The 15,062-nt window shown below is 44.6% G+C and carries 16 protein-coding genes; 4 read left to right on the top strand and 12 right to left on the bottom strand.

Annotated features, from left to right (window positions below):
* Positions 1 to 9: 9 nt before the first annotated feature.
* The 3 genes from KNO95_RS01675 to yjbM are packed head-to-tail and all read right to left on the bottom strand — an operon-like array spanning position 10 to position 2,330.
* On the bottom strand, positions 10 to 873 hold the full coding sequence (locus KNO95_RS01675; RefSeq protein ID WP_214702322.1) for an RluA family pseudouridine synthase: 864 nt from the start codon (positions 871 to 873) through the stop codon (positions 10 to 12).
* A gap of 3 nt (positions 874 to 876) precedes the next feature.
* The gene (locus KNO95_RS01670) at positions 877 to 1,674 is read right to left on the bottom strand and encodes an NAD kinase (RefSeq protein ID WP_026826398.1); all 798 of its coding nucleotides are present in this window, start codon (positions 1,672 to 1,674) and stop codon (positions 877 to 879) included.
* Between the two features lie 11 nt (positions 1,675 to 1,685).
* Positions 1,686 to 2,330: a GTP diphosphokinase gene (yjbM, locus tag KNO95_RS01665; RefSeq protein ID WP_026826399.1), complete on the bottom strand. Its 645-nt coding sequence runs from the start codon at positions 2,328 to 2,330 to the stop codon at positions 1,686 to 1,688.
* A 110-nt stretch (positions 2,331 to 2,440) separates the two neighbouring features.
* On the opposite strand from yjbM, the gene KNO95_RS01660 reads away from it, so the two are divergent.
* Positions 2,441 to 3,022 (top strand): CYTH domain-containing protein, encoded by a 582-nt coding sequence (locus KNO95_RS01660; RefSeq protein ID WP_026826400.1) that lies wholly within the window; start codon positions 2,441 to 2,443, stop codon positions 3,020 to 3,022.
* 85 nt (positions 3,023 to 3,107) lie between these two features.
* On the top strand, positions 3,108 to 3,881 hold the full coding sequence (locus KNO95_RS01655; RefSeq protein WP_026826401.1) for a DsbA family protein: 774 nt from the start codon (positions 3,108 to 3,110) through the stop codon (positions 3,879 to 3,881).
* 205 nt (positions 3,882 to 4,086) lie between these two features.
* Here KNO95_RS01655 and pepF read toward each other — a convergent pair whose 3' ends face one another.
* Genes pepF through cls form a run of 3 tightly spaced genes read right to left on the bottom strand, consistent with a single transcriptional unit; the run spans position 4,087 to position 8,495 of the window.
* Positions 4,087 to 5,889, bottom strand: a complete 1,803-nt coding sequence (pepF, locus tag KNO95_RS01650; protein ID WP_214702323.1) for an oligoendopeptidase F — start codon at positions 5,887 to 5,889, stop codon at positions 4,087 to 4,089.
* Between the two features lie 17 nt (positions 5,890 to 5,906).
* Positions 5,907 to 6,968: a competence protein CoiA gene (locus tag KNO95_RS01645; RefSeq protein ID WP_214702324.1), complete on the bottom strand. Its 1,062-nt coding sequence runs from the start codon at positions 6,966 to 6,968 to the stop codon at positions 5,907 to 5,909.
* 15 nt (positions 6,969 to 6,983) lie between these two features.
* Positions 6,984 to 8,495: a cardiolipin synthase gene (gene cls / locus KNO95_RS01640; RefSeq protein WP_214878194.1), complete on the bottom strand. Its 1,512-nt coding sequence runs from the start codon at positions 8,493 to 8,495 to the stop codon at positions 6,984 to 6,986.
* 83 nt (positions 8,496 to 8,578) lie between these two features.
* Here cls and KNO95_RS01635 point away from each other — a divergent pair, with 83 nt between their 5' ends.
* Positions 8,579 to 9,304: an SDR family NAD(P)-dependent oxidoreductase gene (locus KNO95_RS01635; protein ID WP_214702327.1), complete on the top strand. Its 726-nt coding sequence runs from the start codon at positions 8,579 to 8,581 to the stop codon at positions 9,302 to 9,304.
* Positions 9,305 to 9,342: 38 nt separating this feature from the next.
* On the opposite strand, the gene KNO95_RS01630 is transcribed toward KNO95_RS01635, so the two are convergent.
* From KNO95_RS01630 to KNO95_RS01615, 4 genes are all read right to left on the bottom strand, one after another.
* Positions 9,343 to 10,575 (bottom strand): DUF2254 domain-containing protein, encoded by a 1,233-nt coding sequence (locus KNO95_RS01630; protein ID WP_214702328.1) that lies wholly within the window; start codon positions 10,573 to 10,575, stop codon positions 9,343 to 9,345.
* 63 nt (positions 10,576 to 10,638) lie between these two features.
* A complete protein-coding gene (mecA, locus tag KNO95_RS01625; protein ID WP_026826407.1) occupies positions 10,639 to 11,295 on the bottom strand; it encodes an adaptor protein MecA in 657 nt (218 codons plus the stop codon).
* A gap of 175 nt (positions 11,296 to 11,470) precedes the next feature.
* The gene (gene spxA / locus KNO95_RS01620; RefSeq protein WP_015881217.1) at positions 11,471 to 11,869 is read right to left on the bottom strand and encodes a transcriptional regulator SpxA; all 399 of its coding nucleotides are present in this window, start codon (positions 11,867 to 11,869) and stop codon (positions 11,471 to 11,473) included.
* A 177-nt stretch (positions 11,870 to 12,046) separates the two neighbouring features.
* On the bottom strand, positions 12,047 to 12,184 hold the full coding sequence (locus tag KNO95_RS01615) for a hypothetical protein (protein ID WP_015881216.1): 138 nt from the start codon (positions 12,182 to 12,184) through the stop codon (positions 12,047 to 12,049).
* A gap of 222 nt (positions 12,185 to 12,406) precedes the next feature.
* Here KNO95_RS01615 and KNO95_RS01610 point away from each other — a divergent pair, with 222 nt between their 5' ends.
* Entirely contained in the window at positions 12,407 to 12,940 is a 534-nt protein-coding gene (locus KNO95_RS01610; RefSeq protein WP_214878193.1) for an HD domain-containing protein, read from the top strand.
* A 76-nt stretch (positions 12,941 to 13,016) separates the two neighbouring features.
* On the opposite strand, the gene KNO95_RS01605 is transcribed toward KNO95_RS01610, so the two are convergent.
* Both KNO95_RS01605 and KNO95_RS01600 read right to left on the bottom strand, forming a co-directional pair.
* Positions 13,017 to 13,967, bottom strand: a complete 951-nt coding sequence (locus tag KNO95_RS01605; RefSeq protein WP_214702329.1) for an ABC transporter ATP-binding protein — start codon at positions 13,965 to 13,967, stop codon at positions 13,017 to 13,019.
* Positions 13,967 to 15,040 (bottom strand): ABC transporter ATP-binding protein, encoded by a 1,074-nt coding sequence (locus KNO95_RS01600; protein ID WP_026826410.1) that lies wholly within the window; start codon positions 15,038 to 15,040, stop codon positions 13,967 to 13,969. The genes KNO95_RS01605 and KNO95_RS01600 overlap by 1 nt, the downstream gene beginning before the upstream one ends.
* Positions 15,041 to 15,062 lie beyond the last annotated feature (22 nt).

Genomic DNA, 15,062 nt, shown 5'->3' with positions numbered 1-15,062 from the left:
GGGCTTTGTTCACGCTCGGATAAAATCTTCTGGGATCGGCGCCTCGATAAAGATTTCTTCTCCTGTTAGCGGATGAATAAATCGTGCAGACGCGCTGTGAAGGGCATGACGGTCCATTCGGTTGACTCCACCATACATAGAGTCCCCAATGAGAGGATGTCCAATATGGCGCAAATGAACGCGAATCTGATGGGTCCGTCCTGTCTCAAGACGTATGGTCAATAAAAAGTCACTTCCGAATTTCTGGCAAGCGAGAACATGTGTGACGGCACGTTGCCCATCTTCTGTCACGACCCGTTCCATGATTGAGCCCTCAGCACGCCCAATCGGCGCATCAATTGTGTGGGGCAACACTTCTTCTTCGACGAGTGCCATGTACGAGCGCATCAATTTATTCGCCTTTTGAAGTTCGCTGAATCGATGATGAACAAAACCAAACTTCGCAAATAAAACCACCCCGCTCGTATCGCGGTCGAGTCGGTTGACGACATGAATCGCAGAAGGAAGACCGATTTGCTTATAATATCCGAGTACTGCGTTCGCGAGCGTATCGGTCGGGTGTAATCTTGATGGAATCGTCGCGATTCCTGCAGGTTTGTCAACCGCTAACAAAGCGTCATCTTCGTATAAAATACGAAGCAATCGGTTTGAAGCGACCATTTCTGTCGAAGGAGATTCTTCTGGGAACGTGACCTCCACTTCATCACCCTGTTCGAGATTATGACGCACGGTTCGAGCTACTCCGTTTACTTCAATCTTCCCTTCATACTTCACGAGCGTGAGCATTTTTCGGGAAATGCCCATATCTTGCATTAAAAAATCGCGAAGTGGGCTTTCTTTTTCCACAACGCGACGAATTGTAAATCCTTGCATCCGTTACTTTCCTTCCTCAATGAACGATTCGCGCACCCGGCGCCAAAACGGGAAAGGCCGAAATCGAGCGAACGTCACTTTTTCTTTTGCAACCGCACATCGAATCGAGACGACGTCAGACCAAGACAAAGCTTCTTGATGGTCAAACGCCAATTCGAATTCGGTTTTCGTATGCGGCTTGATTTTCACTTGATGATGTTTCGGTAAAAGAAGCGGCGCCCCGATTGTTCGATAAACCAAGTTGTTAATCGAGGCCATTTCCGTCACTTGAATTGCTTCGATTGACGGATGAACGATTGCCCCGCCGAGCGCTTTATTATAAGCAGTCGAACCGGATGGGGTCGAGATACACAGTCCATCTCCACGAAACGTCTCAAAATAATCATCTCGTATCGATAAATCACAAACGAGAGTTCGCTTGTAATTTTTAATCGTACAATCATTCATCGCTAATTGACGATCGGTCTTTCCGTTCTCGTAGTCGATCAGAACTTCTAATAGTGGGTACGAGACCGGCTCGAACGACTCACTCGTAATCATTTCCGTCAATTCGTCCAATTCATCCGGTTGCCAATCGGCATAAAAGCCTAAATGTCCAGTATGAATGCCGACGAGAAGCGTTTCATCGAGTCGGTCAATGTATTTATGGAACGCCTGCAACATCGTGCCATCTCCCCCGACCGATACCACGATTCGCGGCTCCTCAGATCGCGTATGCCCGGCAGCTTGAAGTTTACCAGTCAGTTCCTGGGCAATCTCCGCTGATCGCGTATCCCCTCTCGAAACAATCGCAAACTGCATATCAATTCCCCCTAGTCCTCATCCGTTTTCACGTTCATCTCTTTATCCCGAAACACTTGCTGGGCGTCTTGAATTTCGACGCGGAGTTGACTCATTTCTGCATCGAGAAGAAATGCCGCCTCGGCCGCACGTCTCAAACGCTCTTGTACTTCTAAAGGCATATCGTCATCGTATTTATAGTTTAATGAATGCTCGATCGTAGCCCAAAAGTTCATCGCAAGCGTGCGGATTTGTACTTCGACTAGCGTCGGGATTTCTCCATGAATCGTTTGAACCGGGTATTCGATGATGACATGATACGATCGATAACCAGAATCTTTTTGGTGAGTAATGTAATTCCGTTCCTCCACTATTTTAAAATCTGTTCGACGATGAAGCAAATCCAAGACGTGAACGATATCATCTACAAATTGGCACATAATTCGTAATCCAGCAATGTCCTGCATATCTGTCGCCAATTCGTGTTTAGCGATATTTTTTCGTTTCGCTTTTTCAAGTATGCTCCCGATCGGTTTCACTCGACCAGTGACAAACTCTATCGGAGAATGGTCATTTTGAGACTTAAATTGCTTACGAACTGCTTTTAATTTCACTTTCAACTCGTCTACCGCGATTTGGTACGGTACTAAAAACTGATCCCAGTTTATTGATTGCATACGCTGTCACCACTTTCGTTCTTTTCCGGAAAAAAACGTGTCCTTTCCGTATGTATCCGTTTGTATGGTATCATAAACGAACAATTGTTCATAGAATGGAGCGATGATTCATGACCCAAGAAGTGGAAATTGAATTTAAATCAATGTTGACGAAAAAAGAATACGAGACGCTACTTCAAACCTACAAGTTAGAGGATCAAGTTCGCTGGCAAGCGAATGACTATTTTGACACACCATCGTTCCAGTTAAAAGAAAAGGGTGCAGCACTCCGCATTCGCGAGAAGAAACAAGGTCAAGTATTGACGCTAAAACAGCCGAATGATGTCGGATTGCTTGAAACACACGCAACTATCACAGAGGCAGAGGCTGAAGATTTATTTAAATACGGCATTATTCACGATGACCAAATGAAACAAGCACTTGCACCATTTCAGTTGAGCGCCCCACTCGAACACCTCGGTCGTCTCGAAACGCACCGGGCAGAACATCAAATGAAAGATGGACTACTCGTCCTAGATGAAAGCCATTATTTGGAGACAACAGACTACGAAATAGAATTTGAAGTAACGAACGAAGAAGCCGGTCGACGCGCCTTTGAACGACTCTTAGCAGAACACGGACTTCCTTACCGTCCCGCCAAAAATAAAATCGTTCGATTCATGGAGTTAAAAATGAATCCTCTTGAAGGTTGAGCAGATACATTGCCAACCTTTTTTTTTCGTTGCTACAATAAGCATACAAAGTTAAAAGAATTTTTAACGAGAGGAGGCGACACAAATGGAACGTGATCATTGTAATGGGTCATCTTGTTCACTGGAAGAAACTCCTATTCAAGTAACTTATAAGCCATTGGAGCTATTCTATTTCATGGACATTTCGAGCCCTGAAAACTTTCATGTGATGACATTAATCAAAAAGTTAGAGATTGAATACGGACATGTCATTCGTTTTCGCATGGTCTCTACTGTTCCTAGCTGTGTTGGCGGATGTCAGGAAGAGGTTCGCCTTCTCACCATGATCAAAGCGCTAGAATTACAAGGAAAGCGTCATGCAATGCGTTTCTTGCGTCATTTGCATGTGAATGATTTATTTTCCAGTAAACAACCCGACCCCATCGATCTATGGGAACTCGCACGATCTTTCGAAGAGTATGGTCTTGATTTAAGTGAACTCGAAGCCGATCTTCAATCGAACCAGCTCTTGAATGCGTTAGCGGTCGACCATCAAGTGTTGAAAGATTGGGAGATTGAGTCATTGCCCGCACTCACTTTTGTGACTCGTGATGAGGCGTTGAAGATTGAAGGCGTGTATCCGTACGATGTGTATCAATCGGTCATGACAGAGTTGTTAGGCTATGCCCCTAGCCGTTCAACCGATTGGGACGTAGCCAAAGTATTGGCTCGTTATGATGCATCGACGATTACCGAACTTTCATACATTCTAGACATGGAGAAAACTGTGATTGAACGCGAACTGAAAAAGCTATCTTTGCAGCAACGTTGTCGTCCTGTACCGGGATGTAGCGGGGAAGCATGGGCTCAAACGAAATAAAAAAAGAACCCCACGGCCGGGGAGCCGTGGGGTTTTTGACGTTTCAAGCGGGGACAAGAAACGTCGAACCTTGAGGCCCGGGGAAGGCCTACAAGATGGGAGAAAGTTTACGGTCAATAAAGGGGTTTGTGATTGATTTCACACTTATAATATACCTAGCCCAACTTCATCTGACAACCTCTTTGTGTATATTGTCACATATTGTTCACGAGAACAACAATGATTCCATTTCATCGAGAACCATTTCGAACTGATTGAGCGCTTTGAGTACCGGCTCTTTCGTTGTCATATCTACACCCGCCGCTTTTAATACTTCAATTGGATAGTCGCTAGAACCCGCCTTTAAGAAGTTGTCGATGTAGCGACGGACAGCCGCCTCCCCTTCTTCCATGATCTGTTGCGACAATGCAGCTGATGCTGAAATACCGGTCGCGTATTGATAGACGTAATAATTGTAGTAAAAGTGTGGGATACGCGCCCATTCATATGAAATCTCTTCATCGATGACAATGCCGTCTCCGAAATATCGTTTATTCAACTCTAAATACGTCTCGTTTAAATATTCTGGCGTGAGCGAGACACCCTCTTGTGCCGCCTTGTGAATCAAATGTTCGAATTCAGCAAACATCGTCTGTCGGAACAATGTCCCACGGAACGTTTCAAGTTGATTGTTCAACAAATAGAGACGTTCTTCTTTTGCCGTTCTCGTCTTCAATAAATGATCATTCAACAAGGCTTCATTTGTCGTTGACGCAACTTCCGCCACAAAAATGGAGTAGTCACCGTATGGATACGGCTGTGACGTACGCGTGTAATGACTGTGCACAGAGTGTCCAAACTCGTGTGCGAGCGTGAACAAATTGTTGACGTTGTCTTGCCAGTTCATGAGGATGAACGGTTGTGTATCATACGCGCCTGACGAATAGGCGCCACTGCGTTTGCCTCGTGTTTCCCGTACATCTACCCAACGCGAGTCGAGCCCGTCTTTCACAATTTGAACGTACTCTTCACCAAGCGGCGCTAAACCGTCGACCATCAATTGTTTTGCCTCTTCATATGACACTTTCATCTCTACGTCTTTGACGAGCGGCGTGTATAAATCATACATATGCAACTCATCTAAGCCGAGTGCACGTTTACGTAGCGCGACGTAACGATGCAACAAATCAAGACGTTCGTTCACTGCCTCAACGAGACCATCATAGACAGACTCCGGAATCGCATTATTGTGAAGTGCTGATTGTCTTGCACTTTCAAACTTGCGGACAGTCGCATAGAAGTTATCCTTCTTTACGCTTCCTGACAACGTAGAAGCAAACGTATTCAAGTATTGCTCATACGTCCCGTACATCGCTTTAAATGCGCCCTCACGGACGGTTCTGTCAGCCGACTCGAGGAACGTAATGTAACGGCCGTGTGTCAACTCGACCTCTTCCCCGTTTTCATTCTTCACTTTCGGGAATTTTAAATCCGCGTTGTTGAGCATACCGAACGTCGAACTCGATTGTCCGAGTACGTCCCCTGCTTGAGCGAGGATCGCTTCTTCCGCTTCCGTCAACACATGAGGACGTTCTTGCGCTAGTTCATCGAATGCATGACGATATACACGAAGTGCATCGTGTTGATCCATGTAGGCTTCAATCTGAGCTTCATCAATCGATAGAAGTTCAGGCGTCATAAACGCGAGCTGAGCCGAAATTTGAGACGCGAGTGAGCCTGCACGGTCATTCAATGCTTGGTAATGGCTATTTGCCGTATCTTCGTCATAACGCATGTGTGCGTATGTGTACAGCTTATGTAACTTACGAGATAGTTCATCTCGAAGCTGTAATGCCTCGTGTAGAACCTCTGCCGATTCTCCAAGGCGGCCTTTAAATCCAATTAAAGCTGGTACTTGTTCTTTCAGCGCTTGAAAGTCTGCTTCCCAAGCTTGATCGTCGTTGTAGATGGTCTCTAAGTTCCATGTTTCTTCCACTGGAACTTGCTGTCTTGTTAATACCTCTGACATACGTCCACTCCCTTTTCTTATCGATTGGTCGACTGTAACATCAATCGTTGAAATCCTTGAAACAAACGTGTATCGTGATGTCTCGCCTCTTCATATGTAATCGGCAACGACCATGACCTGACATCACAAGATAGACGACATGCATTCAAGAGTTGTTTCCATTGTACATGAAATGACTCCGAAAAGTCGCTTGTCGGTGTTACTCCAAACTGACGACACGTCTTTTCAATGCTCCATTCTATCGAATCATTCGGTGACTCGTACCGATTTAAATAAAGGACGGTCTGAAAATCTACCGGATGTACACGTATTCCCCATAGCGATGTGAGCGGAAGATAACAGCCTGTCGGTAAAAGTGCCGGCAATAAACCGAGTGGATAGAGACGATTGAAGATCAATCGGCGATTCTTTGGGGAAGGATAGGGCGGAGCCATTCGCTTCCGACGAATCATTTCCGTCCATTCCATCGCGTTGAACCGATAGTATGCTTCAAACGGCGACGTCTTTGCTGAAGAAGAGGCTTCCCAATTGCCTATTCCATACTTGATCGAAATCGGAAACCCATTGAAACGAACTATAGAACCGCTATTCACCGTCATCAACATATGACGTCTCGAGAGTTCAAGACGCATCCACGGTTGGAAAGATTGGTTCATCCTCAAGTCGAGACCACTTGCGAGCCAAATGACATCAAGATTTGCTTTCTCATAGTCGCTCGTCCGCTCGACATATTCTTCCGGGCGTAATGAAGATGCCTGAATCTCAATAACCGTCGACTTTCCATCGATTTTAGTTAAAATGTCCGCACGTCGCGCTCCAATCGTTACTTCTTGGTCGACCGGATACCCTCTTTCTTGTAACCACTGACTCACCGCCCATTTGTCTTGATGGTGTGGAACCGATTCTGCGCTTCCACACGTATGGATATGAGCAAAATGGAGGCGCCGCTTCACGCCCTGCTTCAGGATGAGCACTTCTTGACAAGTTGGGCATCGAAAAGGAGCAAGCTGCTCCGCCTGCATTCGATTTAGGGTAAAAGAATCAACAATGTCCCCTTCCCGACCGATTGCAAATCGCATCTTGCTCCCCCCTTTTTATAGTAGTGGTGAAAACATTCTAGCCAATGACTCCACGAGTTTGATAAAGAATGAGCGTTTCACAAACTCTTCTAACACTAACTCGTGAGATCCTTCAAAATCATGATATAAGTCTTGTTTCAGTTGGTTGACTGAATTCGTGTTATACAAGAGGGCATTCACTTCAAAGTTCAAGTGGAAGCTACGAAAATCCATATTTGCCGTTCCAATCGTAGCTAGTCCGTCATCAACGACGATAACTTTTGAATGCATGAAGCCCTCCTCATATAAATAGATTTTCACCCCAGCTAGTAGTAGCTCTTCATAATAGGAGCGGCTCGCATAAAATACAATCTTATGGTCGGGATAACTCGGCAGCACAATCCGTACATCAATCCCTGACAAAGATGCCGTCTTCAATGCACTCATAATATCTTCATCGGGAATTAAATAGGGTGAAGAGATATAAACAGACTTTTTCGCGGCATTAATCAGCGAAAAATAAATCGATTTCATCGTTTCATATGGTTCATCTGGTCCACTCGCCACAATTTGGACGCCTCCACTCGCACTTCGAACCGTTTCAAGTGGCTCTAAATAAAACGGAGTGAAAAGACGCTCACCGGTCATGTAATACCAGTCTTGTAGGAAAATTAGCTGTAATTCAGACACTCCTTCTCCTCTGACGTACAGATGCGTGTCTCGCCAAAATCCAAATTTAGAATGTTCACCCAAGTACTCATCCCCAACGTTCAAGCCTCCAGTGAATGCCTCGGTCCCATCGATTACTACAATTTTTCTATGGTTACGATAGTTGGTCTTGCTCGAGACGAGCGGAAGTACGACTGGGAAAAACGCCTGTACTTGAACGCCAGCCTGTTTCATTTCTTCAAAAAAAGTGCCACTCGTATGAATCGAGCCGACCGCATCATATAAAAAGCGGACTTCGACCCCCTCTTTCGCTTTCTCGATGAGGATCCGCTGAATTTCCCGAGAAATACGATCATCCCGAAAAATGTAATATTCGAGATGGATGTGTCTTGTCGCCCCTTTCAAAGCAGGTAACAGTTTCGAGAATTTTTCACGACCATTCGTCAAGATTTGTGTATACGTATTCGAGGAGACCGGAAGCTGATTTAACGAAGAAGTGAGATGCATCAACTTCTCATAATCGTCGTGTGTGAACATAAGCGATGGGGATAGCGTCATCGCCTTTTGGCGATAAGCTAAGTAAGTTTCTTCGTCGAGCATCGCTTTTTCTGTAAACATTCGCTTTCGTCGATAGTTCTGACCGAACACAAAGTACGCGAACAATCCAATGACAGGAAATCCAATCATGACAATCGCCCAAATCAATGTTCGTTGCGGATTTCGATTTTCGAGCAGAATCACTAGCAAAATGCTGAACGTTGTCAAAAAGACAAGAATCGAGAAGAGTCCAATCACTTGTGAGCTCCAGTAATACGATAATATCGCAATGAGTCCCGCGAGCAAAATAAGGGAAAAGAGTACTTGTATGCGTCGCAACATATTATAACCTGACCTCGTTTCTGTCATGTATTATCATTAATTATACATCGTAACGCTAAATTTTTGAGGGGAGCGAACAAACTATGGGGACTTTTCTAATAACAGGTGCGACTAGCGGAATTGGACGCGCCGTCGCATTGCAGTTAACAACGAATGGACATCGTGTGATCGGGATTGGTCGTGATGAAACAAGGGGGGCTTCCCTTGAATCTGATTCGGACGGACGGGCCACCTTCATTCGTTGTGACCTTCAGTCTGCAGAAGACCTCGACCATCTCTTCAGACATTTGAAAGAGCAGGGCGTGACGTTAAACGGCTTGTTCAACAACGCGGCGACTTTTGGCAGACCCGGTACGCCAGAACGTCTCACGCATGATGCCTATACCGAAGTATTCGACGTCAACCTATATGCACTTAACACGGTCACACAACGCGCAATCCCGTTATTTGAACAAGGTGCCAGCGTTGTTAACAATGCCGCCATCGTTGGCCACGTCAAATTTCCACCGATGCTCGCACATTATGCTGCTTCAAAAGCGGCCGTCGTCGCCTTGACCAAAACGTTTGCACACCGAATGAAAGGAAAAGTACGATTCAATGCTGTCTGTTTCGGTCCTGTTGATACGCCGCTAAGCCACAAACTGTATGGAGGTGAGGCGAAGTTCAAAGATGCCATGAGCCATCATTTCCGTGGACATGCAGCCTTACCTGAAGAAGTTGCTCCTGTTGTCGAATTTTTATTGACTGACGCTTCGACTTATATAAATGGACAAGCCCTTACCGTCGACGGCGGTTATACCCTCTCTTGAACAAAGACCATCTCTTCTTTTGAAAAGGTGGTCTCTGTTCATGCTGTCAGCTTTTTCGCACGATTCATCTTATTCCGCAAATAGTGTTGCTCTTTTGAATGAAAATGATCCCAATTAATTACGTCTTCAAAGTAATCAACCATACCATCAAACGTTGAATCCAATGTTTCATGGGCTTCGAGACGAGCCATTCGAATCGCTTCAAATACAGAACCCATCACGAAAATATCTTGATTTGCGTATGTTTGCATCGGTGACAACGATTCAAATAAAATCGTGTCCAGTGTCTTACGTTTCACGTGCCAATCGCACTTCCCATTTGAATAGAGGAAATCACCATCCGGCAGTTCACATAATTCCCTTAATATATCTCCGATGTAATGGATCGCGTGGATGGCCGTATTCGGATCATTAACCCCCGGCGAAATCCCGCGTAACGCAATCTCACTCAATTTTTCAATTGCAAAAGACGGGTCTTGCATCGAAGAACGAACTTCTCCGATTTCAAACAACTCGACATCTGGAGTTTCTTCACTCTTCCAAAATCCAACGAGGTCCCCTTTTGCAACAAAATCTCCCACGGCTACAACTGATTCAAAGTCCGTTTCATGATCTCCTTGCTTTTCTCTTAAAAACAAACGGACGTATCCCGTTCGTGGTGCCCGGACTGCAGTCCCTTCGAATGAATGAACAGATCTTGACAGAACGAGATTCACCTTTTCCGACTCGATTGCATCTTTTTGCTCACTGATGACCGACAAAGCCTCTTTATGTAATGTTGATAAGAGACGCTCCGCCTGAATCGAGACACTGACTGTTTGAATGAATTTTACGAAAGCCCAAATTGATCCAATCACCAAGATTACACTAATTCCAGATGACAGCACAACACCTTCATCCGCAGTGCGAACGAGGAATAAGTTCGAAATCCCGTAAATTGTGGTCATGATGAAAAGGCCGAGCGTATGCTTAGCCGCAGTATTCGTTAAGAAGTTATTTACTGTCCGTGGAGAAAATTGAGACGAATAGGTCGTCAAAACCACTAAAATGGTGGAAAAGCTGAATGTCATCATCGTCATAAGGCTCGTAAACGTCGAAGATAAAACAGATGCAGCTGAGTCCAAATCTAAATATATGAAATTCGGGAGTAAATCTCGAAAGAATTCACTAAACAGTTGAGTCAAAATCGTTAGTAAAATTCCGCCCGCTCCGTATAAGAAGGGGACAAACCAAGCACTTTCATTGAGTAATAAACGTATTCGTCTCACCATACCAACACCTCTTTGCCATTGATTTGAAAAAATCGCCTGTCCAACTGAACAGGCGATGCACCGTTAAAAGTAGTGACGTACTTTCGCAAAGACGTCTCCTTCGAGAATGGTTTTTCCATACTCCTCAAGCATAGGTTGCGTCTGTGTACTGAATGATAGATATTCCGCTAAGAGACTGAGTGCATTCTCTTCGTCTTCAGGTTCCATTTCATCCGGGAACTCAATCCACAAGTAGTAACGGTCTTGATAATGATATAGTTTCAAATCAAGATCACTGAAAGTGTCACCTGCACGCTTACTCAGTGAAATGATTGCCTCGAAATCATTTGTTTCCATCGCAAGTGGGGCCCAAGCATCTGTTTCAGCTTCAAGTTCATCTAACTCACTCAATTGATCGAGTACTGACTGCTGATCCCGTGCTTCATCAATTGCCGAGCGGAGAAGCGAACCGAGTTCAGAATCATCTTCGGAATCCATCACATTTTTCGCGATTGTCACCGTCACTTCTAGACCTTTTTCAAAAGCCTGGACTTGAATCCATAGTGGACCATCAAACGAGATATCTTCACGTTCGTTAGCCTCGTCCATCATTTGCCAGAACAGCTGCTCGCCACGTTCTCGGTTGTACCAAATTTCATCACGTGCGAAACCACGCTTTTCAATATCCACATATGTGATGAAAAATTTGACGGTATTATCGTTGATGCGCTCAATTTTCACGATTGTCCACTCCCTTCTCACCTCGCTCCCAATTCACATAAGGAGGAGAGGGGAAATTCTCTTTTTATCATTGTACCCTTTTTGACATCATTCAATCTGGATGACGGGTTATATCTTTATTTTATAGGAAATAATCAATAATAAAAAGCACACTGCTTAAACAGTATGCTTTCATTCATTCATTCACAAGTCGCTGTGCTTCCTGCAACTGGAACGTCCGAACTTTCCGTGGCAAGAATCGACGAATCTCATCTTCGTTATATCCAACTTGCAAACGTTTCTCATCAATAAGAATCGGACGACGTAATAAACCCGGATATTCTTGAATCAAATCATAAAGTTGTTGAAGTGATAAGGCATCAACAGATACATCGATTTTAGAAAAGACTTTTGAACGTGTCGAAATGATTTCATCTGTCCCATCTTCAGTCATACGTAAAATTTGCTTAATCTCATTAAGTGAGAGCGGTTCTGAAAATATGTTTCTTTCTGTAAAAGGGATATCGTGTTCTTCGAGCCAAGCCCGTGCCTTTCGGCAAGATGTACAGCTTGGAGACGTATATAGTGTGACCATTTTTCTTCCTCCCTGATCGAGTATGCGTCCATCTTTTTAAGTGACTCTATTTGTATACCCAAATTCGCATCCACTTAATTATAATAATTCTTAATTGTTGAAACTTCAATGATATTCTTTATCAGTCGGATAAGAAAAGAGGGCGCATTCGTTGAATGCGACCTTGAATGACCTATATCAAGATGCAGGGATTCGAGAAACCGGTTGAGACACCGTCTCTTTCCCTGGCTTTACTTGTAAGTCTTTCAACTTTTTCTTCAGCACTTCTTTTAAAAGTCTTTTTTTCTCTCGTAAAACTTTATCACGTTCTTTCATGGCCTCTCACCCCCATACAGCGTAAGGAACATGCAGAGCATTACCGATTCTGAAAATCTTAAAGTTGCACTAAATCTACAATTAAATTATAGCACATTTGTTTGTGAATTGTGAATCATTCTTAAAGGTTCATGATTTCTTTACATAGTTGAAATTTGCAACTACCCAATAAAACCTGTATAGTTAATAGAAATAACCTTTTTATTTTTAAGGAGGAGAGCGATGATGAGAATCACATTAGAAACAATTATGAAACATCCCATCACCCAAAAATATTTGACTCGATCAGGCTTAAAGCATGCAATCGACGTATGTGAACGCGCTCTCGAGATGGCAACAAAGCGAGGGCTCGACACCGATTTAGCGACAAAGGCCGCTTTACTTCATGATATCGGTCATTATGAATGGTATACGGAAGGTAAATGGAATTATGATTTGTATCGTCAAAATGATATTCATGCGATCAAAGGTGCTGAACGTGCCCATAAACTATTGATTCGATTAGGGGAAGACCCCGCTCGAGCAAAAGAGATATCTGTGATGATTCTCTTACACACCGATTCATATTTACCACCGAACCGCATTCAGCGCACACCTCTTCAACAGCTCGTCCATGACGCCGATACATTCGTCGAGCAGCCAGGCGGTCTGCATCATTATGAAACAATGGAAGTCGAAGATGCGTTAGCTCGCGTTCGCCAGATTGATGCAATCGTTGAACGATTATCAAACTTGCCTCGCATTTCAAATGGATAACCGGTCACCTAGTTCGATAGGTGATTTTTTTGTGTAAAAAGATCCTGACTCAACGAGTGAGTCAGGATCTTTTTCATTAAACGAGTTGTGCTTTGTACGCTTCGTACTCTTCGTCTGTGAGTGAGACATAGTGTCCTGGCTCAACTTCGCGAAGTGGTGGAATGCTTGAATCCTCATCCGAACGTCCAACTGGACCTTTTGAAGTTGATTCATACACAATCCGCTTACGTGTGCGTTCATGCTCCGGGTCCGGAAGCGGAATCGCTGAAAGAAGCGATTTCGTATACGCATGAATTGGGTTCTCGTAGAGACGATCGGCTGTCGCAAGCTCAACGAGGTGACCTTGATACATAACACCGATGCGGTCAGAGATGTATTTAACCATCGACAAGTCATGGGCGATGAACAAATACGTTAAATCGCGATCGCGTTGCAATTCTTTCATCAAGTTGACGACCTGCGCTTGAATCGATACGTCAAGAGCAGAAATCGGCTCATCTGCAATGATGAAGTCTGGTTCAACGGCTAGGGCACGGGCAATCCCGATACGCTGGCGTTGACCACCCGAGAATTCGTGTGGGTAACGGCTCGCGTGCTCTTTCGTCAATCCAACTGTTTCAAGAAGATCATACACACGGTTCATGCGATCTTCTTTCGTCTTCGCAAGACCGTGAATGTCGATCCCTTCCGCAATAATATCTGCAACGGTCATACGCGGGTTAAGAGATGCGTATGGATCTTGGAAAATCATTTGCATTGCACGGTTGAATTTCAACTTGTCTGCTTTTGACTTTTTATCGTGGACGTTTTCGCCTTTGAAGACAACATCACCATCCGTCGCATCATAAAGACCGATGATTGTACGTCCTGTCGTCGACTTTCCACAACCAGACTCACCTACGAGTCCGAGCACTTCACCTTTGTAAATATCAAACGTGATGCCATCGACCGCTTTAACGACACGACCACGGCCAATTTTAAAGTGCTGCTTCAGGTTTTTTACCTCGAGTAATTTCTCGCTTTCCATTATTCAGCACCACCTTTCGTAAACGATTTAGCGAACGCACTGTCCGGACGATATTTGAGAGCGAGTTCACGAATCGCACGTGGAGGATTCACCACTGGTGCTTGCGGGTGTAATAACCAGCTTGACGCAAAGTGTGTATCACTTACCTGGAACATCGGCGGCTCTTTCTCAAAATCAATCTTCATCGCGTATGGATTACGCGGTGCGAATGCATCTCCTTTCGGAGGATCGAGCAAGTTCGGAGGCGTACCCGGGATTGCCGGTAACGCTTCATTTCGGTCGTCTGTCGGACGCGGCATTGAACCAAGAAGTCCCCATGTATATGGATGACGTGGCTCATAGAAAATTTCATCAACCGTTCCTTTTTCGACGAGACGACCTGCATACATAACAGCAACGCGGTCAGCCATATTCGCGACAACACCTAGGTCGTGCGTGATGAAGATAATTGCTGTACCCGTCTTTTGTTGAATGTCTTTTAACAGTTCAAGAATCTGTGCTTGAATCGTAACGTCAAGTGCCGTTGTCGGTTCATCGGCAATTAACACTTTCGGGTTACATGCGAGTGCAATCGCGATTACAATCCGCTGACGCATCCCACCAGAAAGTTGGTGTGGATATTGCTTCAAACGCGCTTCAGGGTTTGGAATCCCTACAAGTGTCAACAGTTCAAGGGTACGTTTCTTCGCATCCTCACCTGTCAATCCTTGGTGCTGCTTTAGCCCTTCTGCGATCTGTTTGTAAATCGTCATTGTTGGGTTAAGTGATGTCATCGGGTCTTGGAAAATCATTGCGATGTCGCGACCACGAATTTTGAGCATTTCTTTTTCCGATAATTTCGCCAAGTCTTTCCCTTCGAACATGATTTCTCCGTTCGTGATTTCACCTGGAGGGTTCGGAATGAGACGCATGATTGCCTTCGAAGTAACGGATTTACCTGAACCCGATTCTCCTACGATGGCGAGCGTCTCGCCTTTTTTCAAATCAAACGATACACCACGAACAGCTTGAACTGTTCCGGCATATGTGTGGAACGAGACCTCTAAGTCTCGTACTGATAAAATCGTTTCCATGCACGAGTCCCCCTCTTTCTGT

Source organism: Exiguobacterium sp. ERU653, from assembly GCF_018617775.1.
Taxonomy (GTDB): domain Bacteria; phylum Bacillota; class Bacilli; order Exiguobacteriales; family Exiguobacteriaceae; genus Exiguobacterium; species Exiguobacterium marinum.
Note: the sequence above shows the minus strand (reverse complement) of the source record. Positions and strands in the feature narration are given on the sequence as shown.